This is a genomic window from Paenibacillus donghaensis (assembly GCF_002192415.1).
Taxonomy (GTDB): domain Bacteria; phylum Bacillota; class Bacilli; order Paenibacillales; family Paenibacillaceae; genus Paenibacillus_AQ; species Paenibacillus_AQ donghaensis.
The window spans coordinates 2,068,990-2,085,068 of record NZ_CP021780.1 but is presented as its reverse complement, the minus strand read 5'-3'; the positions used below and the strand labels follow the sequence as shown (position 1 = coordinate 2,085,068).

Here is a 16,079-nt window from a genome sequence, read left to right as displayed (position 1 = left end):
CTACATTCTGCGTGAATAATAACTGGTTAAGGTGATGGCAAGTACAAGCTCCAGCAGCAAGATAGAAGTTATCATTACTATAACAATAACAGGCGTTCCCATAAACCCCAGAATAACCAGGAGACAGCAAAGGGCATAGATTACAATCTTGTTGAGCGCCGCTCCTACCTTATCTTTGATCCTGCTGTTGCGTTCATCGGCCATTTCAATCTGTTTCCTGCGTGACATTTCGGCAAACTGGGCCTTCGATATGCTTAGAGAACCGATACCATTAGCCGTACCCAACCCAAATACAGCGGCCCCCAATCCTATCAACAAGCCCGAAATCATCCGGTAGTCCTCCCCTGTGACCACGAAGCCGCCTACAACCATAGCCACCGCCCCAAACACTGCTGCCGCCGCATACAGCCATATCTTGTTCCTGTTCATCCTCTGGCTTCCTCCTCATAAATAAAAATGTCCTCAATGCTCAGCTCAAAATATCGAGCCAGCTTAAAAGCAAGCACAATCGACGGGTTATACCGCCCATTCTCCAGTGAACCGATCGTCTGCCTGGATACCTCCAGCGCATCTGCAAGCTCCTCCTGCTTGATTCCGCGCTGCTTGCGAATCTGTTCAAGCCTATTCTTCACTGACGTTGCACCCCGTTTTATTTCAGATCATGTAAAGCAAACTTTCCATCCTTAAAATACCATAAATCAGGAATCATGTAAAGCTAGCTTTCCAAATTTTCGGAGGATATGACTCATATCCTGAGCGCACTAAGAAGAAACGGCTTCGCCGTCCACTGCAAAGCGTATGCTTCCGCAGCAGCGATACTACGTATCGCTTTCAGGCATCCGTTCCTGCGGGAAATAGAAGGATAAATTATAGCGTGCAACCTATAAATATATTTAAAAAAAGACACTTCAGACCGGAGTCTGAAATGCCTGTTTCTACAGCTTATTCTAGTATGCTTGGCCCGTGTTCAATCAGGATTCCGAAACCACGGTAAACCGTTCACGGATATGCTGCGGCTGCTCGATTTCATCAATGATGGCAATCGCATAATCCTCATAGCTGACATAACTTTCTCCTGTGGAATTGACCAGCAGCTGGTCTTTGCCTTTGACATAAGCACCGGTTCTTGTGCCTACGGCGAAGTTAGCCGAAGGGCTGACGAATGTCCAGGACAAGGCATCCGTTCCTTGCAGAATCTCCAGATTCTTGCCCTGGTTCAAGGCTGTCGGTTTCACAAAGTCAGGGAATCCGGGAGTATCTACAACCTTAAGTGTCTTCGCTTCATCCACATACAGGCTGCCTGCGCCGCCGACCACAATCAATCGGACTGCCGGTGTGGCCTTCAGTGCATCAATCAGCACATTCCCGGCCTCCACATGCAGATGCTCCTGGCCAAACGGTGCGCCAAAGGCATTAACAACCACATCAAAAGAATTCAAATCAGCGGCTGTCAATGCGAAAACATCCTTCTCCAGCACGGCTGCACGGCTGTCCGTTACCTTGGAGGCATCGCGGACAATGGCTGTAACCTGATGTCCACGATCCAGCGCCTCCTGTGCGATCCGACTGCCTGCTTTACCGTTTGCTCCAACAATAGCAATGTTCATCTTGTACCTCCTGAGTGTTTTTACTATGATTATTTGTGATTATTGATTGTGATTACTTGTTCAATACCAGTCTGATGCCGATATTCCATGGATCTGTAAAGGACGGCACGCCGGCGGTCTCCATCACTTCATATCCGGCCCGGCGTACACGCTCCAGCACAGCGGCACGTTCCGCTTCGCTCGGCAGCACCAGTGTGAAATAATCAATTCCCGGAGCATCAGCAGGAGCGGCGGGAGCGCCCTGGCCTGCCCAAACGTTAAGACCGAGATGATGGTGATAACCGCCCGCCGAGATAAACAAGGCAGCATCCCCGTAATGCGCTGTGAGCTCAAAGCCGAGCGTCTCTACATAGAACTTGGAAGCCTCTGCGAGATCGCCCACATGAAAATGCACATGTCCGATAACGGTTCCGGCAGGCAGCCCCTCCCACTCCAGACCTTCCGAAGCGGCCAGCAGACCATCCACATCCACAGGGTCCGTTGTCATGGACACGTGATTATCCGCGTTCCAGGTCCAGGTATCACGGGGACGGTCCCGATAGATCTCAATCCCGTTGTTATCCGGGTCCTGGATATACAGCGCCTCGCTTACCAGATGATCGCCCTGTCCGACATGAATGCCGGAAGCAACCAGATTGCGCAGCACCAGTCCCAGGCTGGGACGATCCGGCACAAGGATGGCAAAATGATACAGCCCCGCCGCAGAATTACGGCGCAGTACCCGCGCATGCTCAATCTCCCTAAGAATCAACAATGTCCGTTCGCCATCCGCAGTCATCTCCACCTCGCGTCCATTCCGGCGCAGGATGGCCAGACCGACCACCTCTTGGTAGAACTTCAGGGAACGTTCCAAATTACTTACTCTAATCTGCACAAGACCGATTTCAACCTCTTGATGCAATACAGCTGCAGCTGTCATATTCTCGCCTCCAAATGAATGTATTTCAGCTATTGCCTAAAATGCCATACCCTATAACTATTCAATATCATCCTGTAACTTACTCGGTTACATATTAACTATATTTAGTATAGCTGGTTTCATTATGTTTGTAAAGTTATTAATCGATCGATTGATTGATCCCTCCCAAACCCTCCCTTCCAAGGGAGGGCCCCAAAGGGTTGCACCCTCTGGACTCCTGCAAATTTGGCGAAGGAGTCTGGCGGTACAGTGTTTAGGAGGCTGGGAGATAGGAGCGCTTATCCCTGCGGGACCGCTTGAACGCCGCACTGTACGGCCCGCTATCCCTGACGGGATGCAGGCCGGGGGCTAAGGTCAAAGGCTGGCTGTTCCTTCGGAATGCGCAAGACCTTTAAAGGCAAAAGCGGGTAATGACAAAGGCGGCTGTTCCTTCGGAATGCGCAAGACCTTTAAAGGCAAAAGCGGGTAATGACAAAGGCGGCTGTTCCTGCGGAATGCGCAAGACCTTTAAAGGCAAAAGCGGGTAATGACAAAGACGGGCTGTTCCTTCGGAATGCGCAAGACCTTTAAAGGCAAAAGCGGGTAATGACAAAGGCAGCTATTCCTTCGGAATGCGCAAGTGCTTAACGGAGAAAACGTTACTACTCAGGTTCCAGCCAGGATTTATAGTCTGCCCTGGAGCCTTCCCAGTAATTAGATGCGAAACTGCAACTAAATTCAGCCGAAACGTCCATTAGCAGGAAAATAAGTGCAAATCTGCAACTAATTTCGAGTAAATCACTCCTGGAACGCTCAAAAGTCTAAAATAGATGCGTATTCGCACTTATCTCCTCCAAAACGGAAAAAAACGGTTAAATAGATGCAGTTTCGCAACTAATTGTTCTGCTCCTAAAGATGGAACAGATTCTGCATAATATTTTGATAAGGAGTCCTAAGTAGTAACACCAAAAGCGGGCTCTTCCTTCGGAATACGCAACACCTTAACGGCAAAAGCGAGCTCTTCCTTCGGAATGCGCAAGACTTTATCTACAACAAAAGTAAATCATAATTTCCTGTAGAAAGAACAAAATCACCCTGGCGGGTGAATAACTTTCTAGCCAGCGGTTATTTATCCGCTGGCTCTTCTTTTCTCACCAAGGTTCCATTACAAACAGGACAGAAAAACTCTGGGGATTCTCCGCCTTCCAGTTCATACGAACACTCGGCTACTATAAATTCAGGTACAGGGTCCATCATCCCACATTTCACGCAGATATAATCGATCCATACCTCTGACTCCTCTTCTTCCTCCCATGGATTCCATAGGTCCAGTTCTTGTTCTTTATCCTGTCCGGACTTTTGGCCCTGTTCTTTTCCCATGACTTCGTATCCCCCATTTCTTTTGGTTTTCATATTCTCGCTGCTCGTCATAATAATAAATTCTCCCATATTCCGCATGCCAAATCACCACAAGCAACATCCGGTGCTTGCAGCAGGGACAAAGCATCGGGTCTCGCCCATAGCTCTCCAGCATCCGCTGGCGGTAGCTTTTCTTCTTCCTTTCCTCCGCTGGAAAAGTCATCTCGATTTGTTTGTGCACCATGTACCGCCACAGATTAATTACCTTTTGTGACTCTTTGTTTTTCCCCCGGCTGTATAGACCATAGCGCCCCACCATCCGAAAATGCTTGGGCGGAATGTGCTGCACCAGATCGTAAATGAATTTCATTACCGGCGATACCACATCCACCCGTTTGCCCGTTCGGTGATCCTCATACCAGTAGTGCACCTTGTGGTAGTTGTAGCTTACTACCCGGTACTCCGCGATCGCCGGACGCGCCAAATAGCGCCCAATGTATTTCGCTGCTCCTCGGGCATTTTTCATCCGCTGCTCCGCATTCACATAAAACCCCTGCGAATAGCGCTGGTATAACTCATTCACCAGTCTCTTTATACGTTCTTCCTCCGGATACCATTTCATCATTAAATCCAGTAGCAGTTTCTGCCACGATTTCCGCAAGTACTCATACGAGATATACTCCGCCTTCTTCCACTCCTTGTTCCGGTCTAGCGCGCCTTCCGTAATTAGCGCATGGATATGCGGATTAAACTTTAAATCACGGCCAAAGGTATGAATCACGGTAATCACACCGACTTCGTATTTCTTGCTCTTATTTTTCCGCCGGTAATAATATTGAATGACCTTGGCCACTTGGTTACTCAGTTCATTTAACTTCCGCCGGTCTTGAAAGAATACCTTGCGTAGTTCTTCAGGCACTGTAAATACGAGGTGGCGATGAGGTACATCTAGTATTCGTTCTTGCTGCTTTTCCGCCCATTCATCCGTATATTTCTTCCCACATCCATGACAAAAACGGCTTTTACAGGTGAAGCAAATAAACACGGGTTCCGGCGTTCCCTCCGTGCATCCCTTGCACTCATATCTGGCATAGCCCATATCCCGTGTACCACAGCGTATCGCTTTATTCACGGTTTCTATCATGCTACTGTGGAGTTCCTTGGGCAGATGATGTCCGTGCATTTCCATGAATCCATGAAAGTGATCTTTTAAAATCTGCCGGATGACTCCTCGTTTCTTCCACCTCTCCTGATTCTTCACGTCCATCCCTCCTCCTTTTTTCATCGGAGTTATCCACATTTTTTTACACTCTATAATTTCCTATACAATAAAAAAAAGCCTCTCAAGCCAATAATCCGGCTTGAGAGGCTTCTTCAACTGATATATCTAAATAATTTCAACCCGGTTTTTACCCTGGTCTTTGGCCTTAAACAAGGCTTCTTCGGCCTGCTGTATCAGTACAGATGGACTGAGTGCAGAGTCCGGCTGCTGCACCACTCCGCCTACACTTACCGTCACAAAACTGTCCGCATGGTCGCGGGGGATTTGCAGCGCAAGGACGTTCTGACGGATCTCCTCCGCAAGCTCCGACGTCTCCTCATAGGAAGTGCCCTTCTGCTTCAGCATGAAGGTGCCTCCATTGGTGCGGGCAATCATCACCTCGTGCTGGGTGCCGATAACGGACAGCACATCTGCAATCCATTGCAGGCAGACATCTCCTCCCTGAAGCCCGTAAGTGGCATTGTAAGTGCGGAAGTCATCGATATCAATAATCAGCAGGGATAACATACATTTGTCACGGAGGCAATCTGCCCAGTCCTCCTCCAGCTCCTGCTCAAATACTTTCCGTACCGGAAGCTCTGTCAATGAATCTGTATTCAAATAATTCTGCAGCTGATCGGTCATCAGGCTGTATCCGTCTTGCTTGTCTCCGAGTACTTCCTCACGTGCCAGTACCATAACCGACGGTTTGCCGGCATGGGTCACAGCAGCAAATGTAATATCCAGATTCAACACCTTGCCATCTACGGTTTCGAAGGTTCCTGTGCCCGATTCAAGCGGCGACAGATGATTCTGCAGTTTGGACAGCTGCTGGGTCAGCTGCTCCTTGGAGACATCCTTCACAAACGAATGAAGATCTTTGCCGATCAGTGATTTGGGGTTGTCCAGCCCCAGCAAGGCCGCTCCCATGCTGTTGGAATGAATAATCCGTCTGTCGCTTATCACATAAAAGGCAGCAGGAGACAACTCCATCAGCTGCAGGTAACGCTGCTCATTCTGGCGGAAGATACGCGAGTTCTGGAGTGCCTGCTCTTCCGCCTGGCGCAGCTGGTTCTCCGTCTGCCTGCGCACAATCACCTTCAGCTCAGGCAGCGTATTGAGCTCCTTAAGCGTCCAAGGCAGTGAGGTGGACTGAACCACCTGACGCCACTTCTCGAAGGATTTACGCGGAGAGAGCCGGATGCCATCCGCCTCTTGAATCACAGCCTTAGCCGGATCACCCGCCCAATCCACGATTCCGACTACTTCAGGCCGGAACCACATAATATAGTTCTGCTGGCCTGGAGAAATGGCCAAGTACATTACACCCGAGGCTTTTTCCTTATAGGCTTTGGCTGTATCATATTCCAGACTAAGCCGTGACGTATGATACGAATAATCCTGCGCTTTGCCAACCAGCCAGCCGGACAATTCACGCACCTGCTCCGGCGCAGGCGTATCCCCATAGAGTAGAAGCTTGTCCTGGTAACTGACCGCTGCCCCGGATGCCCCCATCAGCGAGAGCAAGGTCTGCTCTTCTTCCTGAAGCTCTTCCATTACCCTCACAAAGCTGCTGTTGCCGATAAAAATCTGCGCAATCCGTGAAGCCGATTTGCGCAGCTCCAGCTCACTCTGGTAATCATCCAGCTGCTGGCGCTGAAACAATTCGTTGGAGAAAAAAGAGCCCAGAAAGTTGCACAAATTACGGACCCGGTGGGTGATATATTTAGGTGAATAATGATGGCAGGTGATCAGACCCCACAGCTTGTTGTCGTGGATTAATGAGATTGTCACAGTCGCACCTACACCCATGTTGTGCAAATATTCAATATGCAGCGGGGATTGCTGCGCAGGACCGACAGACTTAGATTAAGCGGCTTGCCTGTCAGCGGCTGGACCATCGGCACAATCTCCACCGGCCGATAACTCACATCCACAATGATCCGCAGCCAATTGCGCAGATACAAAGCACGCGCCTGCTTGGGAATATCCGACGCCGGGTAGTGATGGCCGAGAAAAGGCTCAAGGTGCTGCTCCTTTGCTTCTGCAATCACCTTTCCGTTCCATTCCTCGTCGAACTCATAGATCATGACCCGGTCATAACCAAGCATTTCCTTCACCTGCTCAGCTACAACCTGGCTGGCTTCCGTGCGGTTGCGGGCAAATTTAATCCGGCTAAAAAAAACGCGTATCCAATCGAAATCATTGCCGGCAGCAACGGTTTCAGAATAGACCAGCTCCAGTTCCAGAATAAGCAACCCTTCGCTCTCATGAACAATTCCAGTGAAGCTGCATTCTTCTCCGGCAACCGAAATTGTCAGATCAAGATACTGCAGATCAGAGGTAGCCATTCGGATGATGTCCTGCATCTGCAGCGCCGGAAGCTGCTGGTCGCCGAGCAATTCAGCCAGCGGTTTGCCGAGCAGCTGCTCGACAGGCCGACCAAGTAATTCAACCGTGTTGCGGCTGCATTGGACAATCGTAGGGGCATCTCCCATGGTGACTGCCAGCAATACACCATGAGGCTGGATCATTCCGGGGATATGAATAGGCTCCTTATCACAGTTGGTCAAATCTATAGGCTCTTTAAGGACAAAATCTCCTTGTGTAAGCAATGTGCGGTTAAGCATCTCATCTTCATTATTGACAGGATCAGGCATGCTCAGCCTCCAGTTTCTGTGGTTCATCCAGCCAACGGCCCAGCTTAACGAAGGTATCCTGCGCTGCATCCACCACAGCTTGCCGATCCTCTTCCGACAGCGCAGCAGACAGCAGCGTCTCGCGGAATTCGCTCCAGCGCACCCGTGTGTCCTTGCCGTAGCCGTTGAAGTAATGCAGCCCGGCCTCCGGCTCCAGCGCCAACCGCTGCTTCAGCATAGCCGTAATCATCTGCCCACCCAGTGTAGAGCCTTCCATGACATACAGGAAACCATATTGCGCGGCAGGCGTAGAGACATCGGGCAGTGCTGTACAGAGCGGAAGCTGACCGATGTCCTCCTGCGTTAAGCCTAACTGGAGCAGATCCAGCACCAGCAGCCCCGATTTGGTTCTGTCCGTCGCTCTAAGTGTGCTCCCCTTCCATTCTATAGTTGAAGGAAGTCTGCCTTCCATAGGGTATACGAAGCCATAGAATTTCTGCAAGTACAGACGGTATTCATTCAGCGTTAACGTCTGGTCTGTAATTGCTCTGGCATAGCGGTTGGATTCTACTTGTCTATGATAAGGGCCTGTTTCTGCCTTCAGCCGTTCCATAATATTGGATTCCATCAATTAATCACCAAATTTCCTCTATAAGTTGCACTAAATCTCCCAGAACAGCCGTTAGATTTAGAATCAACTTAGTGTAGCATGGGCACTGACTCTAATCAATCAAGCGGGTAATATAACCATTTTATTGAAAAATTACTCATTAAAAAAGCCTCACCGCTAACAGGCGAGACTTTCAGAACAGGCCACTTATTCTTCAAGCCGGTCCAGTTCGGCATCCAACTCCGCGATTTCTTGTTCGGCCGCTGTACACAGCGCCTGCTGGATGGAAGTTTGTGTAAGCAGGTCTTCCTGCTCCGCCGTCTCGTCCCCTTGCGGGGATGCCAATTCGGCTAACCGGAGTTCATAGCTGCTGATCAGCTTCCTGGACTCTGTCAAGCGCTGCTTCGCTGCCTGCAGGCTCTGCTCCAGATGAAGAATATCGGAGATCAGTGAGGGAGATAATTTCTGTGAATAGGACATACGATCCCTCCTTTCTAAACATAGAGCATTCAGCTTTATTCTCCTTAGCCCTGCCATAGGACTGTATGGTGGCCGCTTTCACTGAGAATATGGTTGCAATAGCCGATGTGGTGCTGAATATGCCGGATCTGCATAATGACCACATCGGCCTGCGTCATAGGGGGATAGACCGCCGAAGCTGCCAGCAATCCGCTGTCGTCCAGCTGCTTCAGGAAACCTACTGCTTTGTCCTTCATCTGCCGGATATAGCCGGTCACTTCAGCCATGGTTGGGCTGGCAGTACTTTCATCCTCGAAGTCGGGTGAAATGCCGTTGCCGAAATCCGGCAGTTGAAACGTTTCGTCCTGCTGCCGCATCCAGAACGCAATCCCAGTAATCGCATGAAGCACATGTTTCCAGTAATTGCGTCTGCGGTCCAACCAGATGTCCTCCGGACACACCTCTACCAGCTGCTCCAGCATAACCAGCACCGGTTCAAGATGCCTGTCCAGAACATTAACCATCCCGTATTCCATCGTTATTGTCTCCCTCCAAGCTTCGTTATACTGATCCCGTTACGTTCTCCTGCCGGATAAGTACAGTAACATCTTACAGCTGCCGCCACGAAGCTTTCAGTGACCTTAATCTCAGTTTCCGCTGTTTGAGCTAATCCTGCTTGGGCTGCGGAAGTCCCCGGTACTGCGCGGTACGCAGCTCTCTGATATACGGCTCCAAATAAGGCATTTGCGCTTCCACCGCTTGCTGAACAGCCTGTTCAATATCGTAAGGCACTCTTTCGAAACGGATGCTGAACGGAGCCGGTGTCTCCCCACCGTATTCGCCTTCCAGAATGACATAAGAGGCCTGTGTGATATCGAGCGGATTACCTACACTTCCGGCATTGAACAAGGTCCGTCCCCCGAGATTCTGCAGAAAAGCATTGTGGATATCGCCATAGCCGGCCACATCGGCAGGCCGCTGCACCAAGGATAACTCGGATGCCGCAAAGAGCGACTTCCTCTGCTCTTCATCATCCCAGGGCTGAACCCGTTCATACATGCTGCGCGGAGAAGCATGGAACAGCCGGACGAATCTGCCGCTCATCATGAACTCGATCGAGAACGGCAGGCTGCCGAGATATTCAAGCCGCTCGGAACCCATAAGCTCCTGATGCCATTTCGTGAAATCATGGACGCCTACCTGGGAGATCAGATCATCCCAATTGCCCTTGACCACCTGCTCGCAGGCTGAGCGAATCGTGTCAACAACCAGATCAGAGCTGGGTCCTTTGCCGGCAATATCCCCCAGACACATGATTCTGCTGATGCCGTGCCGCTGTATATCCTGAAGCACCGCTTCCAGAGCGGGCATATTGCCGTGAATATCAGAGATGATTGCAATTTGATCCATCGGTTGAACCTCCTGTAAGCAGGCTAAGCCGCTGCTTTTACTTTTTTATCTTTTTATACTTTTTTATCTATAATATGCTTGTTGTCTTTAATTTCCTTCCGCAGCAGCCGGATCTCCTGAACCAACAGGTCCAGCTTGCGCGACGTCTTCGAGCCATCAATCGCATTGCGGATTACCAGCACAAACACAAACAGGCTTAACAACCATAATCCGGCGAATATAAGTTCCATCTGAATATCTCTCCTTATAGGCCACTAATGCATCATAAAAAGCGCACGCATTAAGATCAGAGCCTGCTCTTCTCTTCCGGTGCACTCTCTTTCGCTTCATTCTTGGCCGGGAATCCACCTGGGCTTGGCTATGATCCGTCGGCAGGTATCGACTCGACGATCTGCGCCAAGGTAACCTCCTGTAGCACTTTCTCCATGGCATGCTGGGCTAATGAGAACACCGGCACGATTGCTCCGGCGATGTTCCGGCCAACCGGACAGGCCGGATTCGGATGCTCATGCACGGAGAACAGGGAATTGGCCTCCACGGCATTCACCGCCTTATAAATCTGCAGCAAGGTGACCTCTTCAGTCTTCCGGGTCAATCTCGCTCCGGCGATACCGGGCCGCACATCGACCAGTCCGGCCTTGCTCAGCATGCCTGTGATTCTGCGGATCACCACCGGATTGGTGTTGACGCTGCCGGCAATCCATTCTGAGGTGCTGCGCCCTTCCTTGTTGCTGTCGATCAACGTCAGGATATGGATAGCCACTGCAAATCTGGTGCTGATGTTCATGATAAGCTCTCCTTCCGTTCAGAACACATAAGATGCAACTATAATAGTTACAATTTATAGGGTTGTCAATCCGGCCAGGAGTTCAGCCACTTCAGCCGCATAACGTTTGCTCAGTCGCGTTTTGCCCAGATTGCTCTTCACAATCCGCAGCAGCCGTGGGTCTCCGGTTGCTGCGAACCTGCGCAGCAAGGCGAAGCCCGGCTCCGGCGCACTCGCCGTAAAGACGCTCAGGCTATACTCCAGCCCTTTGGACAATACGCGGTAATCTTCAGGATTGGCCTGCGCGGTCGAACCGGACAGGATGCCATCCATGATGCCTTCCGCCAGCCGGAGGGCATACATTGCATTCTCCTGCCGCTTCAGCAGCGGCGGGTGAGCCAAGGCCGCCATAACCCCCCGCTGCTCCAGCAGCGTCGCCTCCGGCGCCCAGACTTCTAGCAGCTTCCGCAGCAGGCCGAAATCGGCTTCGCCGAGGCTCTGCAGCCCAATGGCCCCGGCTTCGCGCAGCCGCCACCGTGAATCATTCAGCGCTGATTGCAGCAGCGCTTCCAGCACGCCGCGCCGCTCCGCTGCGGCATAGCTGTAGTAGACACCTGCCGCCTGCACCGCGCAGAACGGCAGAAACTCGCGTCGCTCGTTCACCCCGGCCTCCGCAGCCGGCAGCGCCGCCCAGGCGAGCAGCAGCTCCCAGGCCGGCTCATCAAGCTCCGCACGGGCATATTGCTGTGCAAATTGCCCGCTTAGTTCCAGATTGGCCCGCGGGCCGGGCAGACCACTCTGCTCCAGTAAACAGGCAGCCAGTCTTTCCCATTGCGCTCTATCGCCGATCCATTGATCCATTGGTATTTCTGTCAGCTTCTGCCTGCTCATCACGTTTCCTTCTTCCTTAACTTTACCTTCTACACACAGATTACGCCCTGCAGCTCATAAGGATAGTCGATCTGTTTCATAACCTCGCGTTTCGCTGCATCACCCGCCAAAAGGGCAATAACGTATAGTCCCAGATCTATCGAGGTTGCCACTCCTCCGGCGGTAATCAACGTACCGTCCTGTACAATGCGGGCCTTCTCCACCTGCCGGCAATATGGGGCAAGCAGATCATAAGCCGCCGGATGGGTTGTCGCCGCTTTGCCTTCCAGGAAACCCGCCGCTCCCAGCAGCAACGATCCCGTGCAGACAGATACGAGATAAGGCACATGCCGAGCGCTTCTTAACCAGGCGACAAAAGCTTCATCATACCGCAGTCGCCTTGTTCCCATGCCTCCCGGCACAAACACCAGATCATAGGAAGCCAGATCGGGCAGCACCTTGCCCGCCTTGACCGTAAGTCCAAGCTCATCCGTCACTTCCGCCCTAGCAGCACAGATATCCAGAATCAGCTCTCGATCCGGGGTATAGTTGCCCAGACGGTTAACGACATCATAGAACCCGGCGAAATCCAGAAAGGTAATTCCGTCAAAAAGAATACAGGCAATCTTCATCCTCTGCTCCTCCTTCAATCCATAGCTTCATCCAGAGCAGCGGGAACCTTATATAAGACATAGCTGCGGGTCCACATCTGGCTGACCGCCACCGCCTCCCGCTCGCTGCCATCCTCCGCCTCGAATATATAGCCTGCGCCAAGCTGCTCCTTGAAGCTCCACTGGGCCTCTCCGGCGTTCCGAATCAACTGACGGCTGCCCTCTGCCTGATTTCCCCGGTACGCATACCAAGCTTGCCCCTGCAGCGCGGTCAGCTTCACAAGCTCTCCGCCATTGCCCTGCTGCACGGCAGACAACAATTCCGCCTTGGAGAGACCCGGAACCGGATGATTGGGGTAGTAACTTTTGGAAGTATATAGTGTAAGGCCTGCTACAGCAATGACCAGAACGCCAACAACGACGGCTATCCGCAGTTTCCTGTTGATTACTCTCTCCCTCCTGTTGACTGCCCCGATATCCCCACAGCTTAAGCGCTGGTCAAGATGATCGGAGCGCCCTTGGTAACGATGATAGTGTGCTCATACTGGGCTACACGGCTGTTGTCCGTAACACTGAGTGTCCACCCATCCGCCTGCTGCTCCACATAATCCGTTCCCGTAGACAGAAACGGCTCCACCGTAATTACCTGGCCTTCCTTCAGCACAGTTGTCACACGCGGATTATAGAAAGGAAGAATCTCATATGGCTTCTCGTGCAGGGCTTTGCCGATGCCGTGGCTGCACAGATTGCGCACCACTTTATAGCCGCGTTTCTTGGCTTCGCGTTCCATGACCCGGCCAATCTCATTGACCTTCATACCAGCGCGCAGATGGTTGATCACACTCATCATCGTTTCCTCCGTGCTGCGGCAGAGGTGCTGGAGCTTCTCATTATAAGGCGGCAGCTGAAAAGAGACGCCCGCATCCCCGTAATACCCGTTCAGTTCTGCCGACACATCGATATTGATCAGGTCACCCTCCTGGATCACCCGGGAGCCAGGTATGCCGTGGGCAACCTCTTCATTGATACTGATGCAGGTACTGCCGGGGAAATTGTAGGTAACCTTGGGAGCCGAGTTGGCGCCAAACTGCTTCAGAATTTCTTCACCTATCTGGTCCAGCTCTGCAGTAGTCATGCCGGGAGTCACCTTGCTTTTCATTACTGCAATGGTGTGTCCCACTACTTGCCCGGCCAGCTGCAGGCCCTCCAGATCCTTGACTGAATCACTTGTCATCTGTTCACTTCCCTCTCATGTGCACTGCTTCATGCTCCGCCGTTTGCCGTGCATTACAGTACTATGTATACCTGCATTATACCAGTGCCTTTAAAAATAGAGAAATCCCTCGCTGACTGCGTGGGATTCGCAATAAAACGGCTGCACTGCTATTCAGCTGGATTCAGCGGATATTTCTGCGCGTTTTTGACCATTTTATGGCGGATAATCGACTCTATATCATAATCCATCGCGTGGGCCATGGTGACACAATAGATCAGCACATCGGCCAGTTCGTCGCCAATCTCCTCGCGTTTCTCCCGTGCCGGCTCAGGCCAGTCACCTCACTGGAAGTGCTCCAGCAGCTCTGAAGCCTCCAGGCTGATCGAGATGGCAAGATCCTTCGGATTGTTGCGCTCGCTCCAGCCGCGTTCATCGCGGAAACGGATAATGTCTTGATATAATTGGTTCATGAGTTGTGCTCCTTTAATTGGTAGTTTGGTGGTTAGGTCGGTAAGAACATATCTGCAAAAAGACCAAACCCGCCGGATTCAGCGGATTCAGTCCTCTTCATGCCTATTTGATATGTAAAGAACCCGCTGCGGTCTAGCTTAATACGCCCACGGCTCTTAGCCATGCGTCGGTAATCAGCGCATGTCCGGCAGGGGATGGATGCACGCCGTCCGGTGCCCAATAGGCCGACTCCGCCTTGGCTGAGGCTGCGCTAAACAAGCCGTCCAGCGGCACCAGCAGCGCACCGTATTCACGCGCCAGCTCGCGCACGATCTGAATTTTCGGGTCGAGATCCTCACGCCAGCCTTTGCGGTCTTCCGGTACAGGAAGGACAAAAGGCTCAAGCAGTATCAGCTTGGCATCCAGCGTCTTGCGGGTCCGCTCAATCAGATCACGGTAAGCGGCTTCGAAATCGGCAGCAGACGTTTCCTGGCCAGAATCATACCGCCGCCACGTGTCATTGATGCCAATATAGATCGATACCCAGGTCGGTTTCAGCTCCAGGCAATCCCTGTCCCAACGCTCCTGCAGATCCACAGCCCGGTTGCCGCTGATTCCGCGGTTGATAAATTTCAGGTTCAAGTCCGGATACAGATGGCCCAGCCGTCCGGCAAGCATCAATGCGTATCCTACGCCAAGCGATGACGGATCTTCGTAATTGCGCCCCCAATCTGTAATACTGTCGCCTTGAAACAATACAACATCATTCTGATTGAAAACCATTTCAGGAATCCTCCTAATAAAAAGCAATGTAGTATTAAAAAACATACTTATTATAACAAACAATGCAGAACAGTAGTGCACATTTGTTGCTCTTACAGGCAGCTTCTACTGTGAAGAGTAGTTGCCTCGCGAATTGAGGAACAGATCACAAAATGTTCATTGACGTCAGCTACTCGGTGTGATATGTTTACCAAGTAACTAATAGTAAGTACATTTAATTTTAATAGTATTGCTTTCTCCCCATTATAATCCTGGAGGTCATTAATCATGAGCAACTTTACAGACCTGGTGTCGTCTCGCAGATCAGCCAATAATTTCGTTGAGGGGGTTACGATTCCCCAGAAAGAGCTAGAGGAACTGTTCGCCACCGCCCGGCTGGCACCGTCGGCTTATAATCTGCAGCATGCGCATTATAAGGTCATCACCGATGAGAAGATGAAGGAAACGATCCGCAGTGCAGCCTACGGCCAATACAAAATACATACAGCATCCGCTGTAATCGCCGTACTTGGCGACAAAGAGGCTTACCTTAATGCACCGGAAATCTACGGTGGACTCAAATTGCTGGGCGCGCTTACTCCCGAGGAATTTGATGCACAGATGGACATGATCCAGGGCGCCCATACAGGCAAAGATCAGTTTCTGCGCGATGAAGCCATCCGCAACGCCTCGCTGTCCGCCATGTTATTCATGCTGGCCGCCAAGGACCAGGGCTGGGATACCTGCCCGATGATCGGCTATGATGAAGAAGCGGTCAAGAACGCCCTCCAGCTGCCGGACAACCTGATCCCGGTCATGCTGATTACAATCGGCCAGGACAACAAGCATAAGATCAGACCGCGCGGCTACCGTAAGCCGGTGAATGAATTTGTAGAATTTATCTAAACAGCCTGGGGCCGTCCCATACTGTTTCGGTCCCAGCGAGAATTTAGAATGTTGTCCTGGAACGTTCAGAGTAATTAGATGCGAAACTGGTTACTACTTAGGACCCCAGCCATCCCCAAGTAGGTTTGCGCCTTCGGAGTAGTACAACAGAGATAGCTATGGGGAAAAACTACCGTTAATACCTGGCTCATGCTCGATTGTCGTGTCTTATAGGGAAAAGTTACCACTACATCGTCCATTTAGGGCTTTTCGGAG

22 protein-coding genes and 1 pseudogene are annotated in these 16,079 nt (G+C 51.3%); 1 reads left to right on the top strand and 22 read right to left on the bottom strand.

What is annotated here, in order from left to right; translation table 11 throughout:
* The 22 genes and pseudogenes from B9T62_RS08710 to B9T62_RS08625 form a co-directional block, all read right to left on the bottom strand.
* Positions 1–429 (bottom strand): hypothetical protein, encoded by a 429-nt coding sequence (locus tag B9T62_RS08710; protein ID WP_087914891.1) that lies wholly within the window; start codon positions 427–429, stop codon positions 1–3.
* A complete protein-coding gene (locus B9T62_RS08705; protein WP_087914890.1) occupies positions 426–632 on the bottom strand; it encodes a helix-turn-helix transcriptional regulator in 207 nt (68 codons plus the stop codon). The genes B9T62_RS08710 and B9T62_RS08705 overlap by 4 nt, the downstream gene beginning before the upstream one ends.
* A gap of 339 nt (positions 633–971) precedes the next feature.
* Positions 972–1,607: an NAD(P)-dependent oxidoreductase gene (locus B9T62_RS08700; RefSeq protein ID WP_087914889.1), complete on the bottom strand. Its 636-nt coding sequence runs from the start codon at positions 1,605–1,607 to the stop codon at positions 972–974.
* 52 nt (positions 1,608–1,659) lie between these two features.
* Positions 1,660–2,526, bottom strand: coding sequence for a VOC family protein (locus B9T62_RS08695; RefSeq protein ID WP_087914888.1), 867 nt, complete (start codon positions 2,524–2,526; stop codon positions 1,660–1,662).
* 391 nt (positions 2,527–2,917) lie between these two features.
* A complete protein-coding gene (locus tag B9T62_RS38870; RefSeq protein WP_157685522.1) occupies positions 2,918–3,118 on the bottom strand; it encodes a hypothetical protein in 201 nt (66 codons plus the stop codon).
* A gap of 512 nt (positions 3,119–3,630) precedes the next feature.
* Positions 3,631–3,885 carry a hypothetical protein gene (locus B9T62_RS08690; RefSeq protein ID WP_087914887.1) on the bottom strand — a complete coding sequence of 85 codons (255 nt, stop codon included), beginning with the start codon at positions 3,883–3,885 and terminating at the stop codon, positions 3,631–3,633.
* Positions 3,848–5,131, bottom strand: a complete 1,284-nt coding sequence (locus B9T62_RS08685; RefSeq protein WP_169834340.1) for an IS91 family transposase — start codon at positions 5,129–5,131, stop codon at positions 3,848–3,850. The genes B9T62_RS08690 and B9T62_RS08685 overlap by 38 nt, the downstream gene beginning before the upstream one ends.
* A 120-nt stretch (positions 5,132–5,251) precedes the next feature.
* Positions 5,252–6,919, bottom strand: a complete 1,668-nt coding sequence (locus B9T62_RS40610; RefSeq protein ID WP_281257705.1) for a sensor domain-containing diguanylate cyclase — start codon at positions 6,917–6,919, stop codon at positions 5,252–5,254.
* 8 nt (positions 6,920–6,927) lie between these two features.
* On the bottom strand, positions 6,928–7,785 hold the full coding sequence (locus B9T62_RS40605; RefSeq protein WP_281257704.1) for a phytochrome family protein: 858 nt from the start codon (positions 7,783–7,785) through the stop codon (positions 6,928–6,930).
* Positions 7,778–8,392: a biliverdin-producing heme oxygenase gene (locus tag B9T62_RS08675; RefSeq protein ID WP_087914886.1), complete on the bottom strand. Its 615-nt coding sequence runs from the start codon at positions 8,390–8,392 to the stop codon at positions 7,778–7,780. The genes B9T62_RS40605 and B9T62_RS08675 overlap by 8 nt, the downstream gene beginning before the upstream one ends.
* Positions 8,393–8,581: 189 nt before the next feature.
* Positions 8,582–8,854 carry a hypothetical protein gene (locus B9T62_RS08670; protein ID WP_087914885.1) on the bottom strand — a complete coding sequence of 91 codons (273 nt, stop codon included), beginning with the start codon at positions 8,852–8,854 and terminating at the stop codon, positions 8,582–8,584.
* A gap of 44 nt (positions 8,855–8,898) precedes the next feature.
* Positions 8,899–9,369: a DinB family protein gene (locus B9T62_RS08665; protein WP_087914884.1), complete on the bottom strand. Its 471-nt coding sequence runs from the start codon at positions 9,367–9,369 to the stop codon at positions 8,899–8,901.
* Between the two features lie 130 nt (positions 9,370–9,499).
* Positions 9,500–10,243, bottom strand: a complete 744-nt coding sequence (locus tag B9T62_RS08660) for a metallophosphoesterase family protein (protein ID WP_087914883.1) — start codon at positions 10,241–10,243, stop codon at positions 9,500–9,502.
* Positions 10,244–10,296: 53 nt separating this feature from the next.
* The gene (locus tag B9T62_RS38865) at positions 10,297–10,473 is read right to left on the bottom strand and encodes a hypothetical protein (RefSeq protein ID WP_157685521.1); all 177 of its coding nucleotides are present in this window, start codon (positions 10,471–10,473) and stop codon (positions 10,297–10,299) included.
* 128 nt (positions 10,474–10,601) lie between these two features.
* Positions 10,602–11,030 carry an Rrf2 family transcriptional regulator gene (locus B9T62_RS08655; RefSeq protein ID WP_087914882.1) on the bottom strand — a complete coding sequence of 143 codons (429 nt, stop codon included), beginning with the start codon at positions 11,028–11,030 and terminating at the stop codon, positions 10,602–10,604.
* A gap of 54 nt (positions 11,031–11,084) precedes the next feature.
* The gene (locus B9T62_RS08650; protein ID WP_087914881.1) at positions 11,085–11,900 is read right to left on the bottom strand and encodes a hypothetical protein; all 816 of its coding nucleotides are present in this window, start codon (positions 11,898–11,900) and stop codon (positions 11,085–11,087) included.
* A 29-nt stretch (positions 11,901–11,929) separates the two neighbouring features.
* Positions 11,930–12,511 carry a DJ-1/PfpI family protein gene (locus B9T62_RS08645; RefSeq protein WP_087914880.1) on the bottom strand — a complete coding sequence of 194 codons (582 nt, stop codon included), beginning with the start codon at positions 12,509–12,511 and terminating at the stop codon, positions 11,930–11,932.
* A gap of 14 nt (positions 12,512–12,525) precedes the next feature.
* Positions 12,526–12,807: a hypothetical protein gene (locus B9T62_RS08640; RefSeq protein WP_087914879.1), complete on the bottom strand. Its 282-nt coding sequence runs from the start codon at positions 12,805–12,807 to the stop codon at positions 12,526–12,528.
* A 170-nt stretch (positions 12,808–12,977) separates the two neighbouring features.
* A complete protein-coding gene (map, locus tag B9T62_RS08635) occupies positions 12,978–13,724 on the bottom strand; it encodes a type I methionyl aminopeptidase (protein ID WP_087914878.1) in 747 nt (248 codons plus the stop codon).
* Positions 13,725–13,873: 149 nt separating this feature from the next.
* Positions 13,874–14,014, bottom strand: a pseudogene (locus B9T62_RS41445) (MazG-like family protein); the annotation flags it as partial.
* Positions 14,015–14,047: 33 nt separating this feature from the next.
* Complete coding sequence (locus tag B9T62_RS41440; RefSeq protein WP_342746160.1) at positions 14,048–14,176, bottom strand: nucleoside triphosphate pyrophosphohydrolase family protein; 129 nt, start codon at positions 14,174–14,176, stop codon at positions 14,048–14,050.
* A 133-nt stretch (positions 14,177–14,309) separates the two neighbouring features.
* On the bottom strand, positions 14,310–14,939 hold the full coding sequence (locus B9T62_RS08625; protein ID WP_087914877.1) for an SGNH/GDSL hydrolase family protein: 630 nt from the start codon (positions 14,937–14,939) through the stop codon (positions 14,310–14,312).
* Between the two features lie 267 nt (positions 14,940–15,206).
* Between B9T62_RS08625 and B9T62_RS08620 the strand changes: the two genes are divergently transcribed.
* Positions 15,207–15,824 carry a nitroreductase family protein gene (locus B9T62_RS08620; protein ID WP_087914876.1) on the top strand — a complete coding sequence of 206 codons (618 nt, stop codon included), beginning with the start codon at positions 15,207–15,209 and terminating at the stop codon, positions 15,822–15,824.
* Positions 15,825–16,079 lie beyond the last annotated feature (255 nt).

Coding starts and splice junctions, on each gene's coding strand:
- B9T62_RS08710 (WP_087914891.1), bottom strand. CDS start 429: ATGAACAGGAACAAGATATGGCTGTATGCGGCGGCAGCAGTGTTTGGG.
- B9T62_RS08700 (WP_087914889.1), bottom strand. CDS start 1,607: ATGAACATTGCTATTGTTGGAGCAAACGGTAAAGCAGGCAGTCGGATC.
- B9T62_RS08695 (WP_087914888.1), bottom strand. CDS start 2,526: ATGACAGCTGCAGCTGTATTGCATCAAGAGGTTGAAATCGGTCTTGTG.
- B9T62_RS08690 (WP_087914887.1), bottom strand. CDS start 3,885: ATGGGAAAAGAACAGGGCCAAAAGTCCGGACAGGATAAAGAACAAGAA.
- B9T62_RS08685 (WP_169834340.1), bottom strand. CDS start 5,131: ATGGACGTGAAGAATCAGGAGAGGTGGAAGAAACGAGGAGTCATCCGG.
- B9T62_RS40605 (WP_281257704.1), bottom strand. CDS start 7,785: ATGCCTGATCCTGTCAATAATGAAGATGAGATGCTTAACCGCACATTG.
- B9T62_RS08675 (WP_087914886.1), bottom strand. CDS start 8,392: ATGGAATCCAATATTATGGAACGGCTGAAGGCAGAAACAGGCCCTTAT.
- B9T62_RS08670 (WP_087914885.1), bottom strand. CDS start 8,854: ATGTCCTATTCACAGAAATTATCTCCCTCACTGATCTCCGATATTCTT.
- B9T62_RS08665 (WP_087914884.1), bottom strand. CDS start 9,369: ATGGAATACGGGATGGTTAATGTTCTGGACAGGCATCTTGAACCGGTG.
- B9T62_RS08660 (WP_087914883.1), bottom strand. CDS start 10,243: ATGGATCAAATTGCAATCATCTCTGATATTCACGGCAATATGCCCGCT.
- B9T62_RS38865 (WP_157685521.1), bottom strand. CDS start 10,473: ATGGAACTTATATTCGCCGGATTATGGTTGTTAAGCCTGTTTGTGTTT.
- B9T62_RS08655 (WP_087914882.1), bottom strand. CDS start 11,030: ATGAACATCAGCACCAGATTTGCAGTGGCTATCCATATCCTGACGTTG.
- B9T62_RS08650 (WP_087914881.1), bottom strand. CDS start 11,900: ATGAGCAGGCAGAAGCTGACAGAAATACCAATGGATCAATGGATCGGC.
- B9T62_RS08645 (WP_087914880.1), bottom strand. CDS start 12,511: ATGAAGATTGCCTGTATTCTTTTTGACGGAATTACCTTTCTGGATTTC.
- map (WP_087914878.1), bottom strand. CDS start 13,724: ATGACAAGTGATTCAGTCAAGGATCTGGAGGGCCTGCAGCTGGCCGGG.
- B9T62_RS41440 (WP_342746160.1), bottom strand. CDS start 14,176: ATGAACCAATTATATCAAGACATTATCCGTTTCCGCGATGAACGCGGC.
- B9T62_RS08625 (WP_087914877.1), bottom strand. CDS start 14,939: ATGGTTTTCAATCAGAATGATGTTGTATTGTTTCAAGGCGACAGTATT.
- B9T62_RS08620 (WP_087914876.1), top strand. CDS start 15,207: ATGAGCAACTTTACAGACCTGGTGTCGTCTCGCAGATCAGCCAATAAT.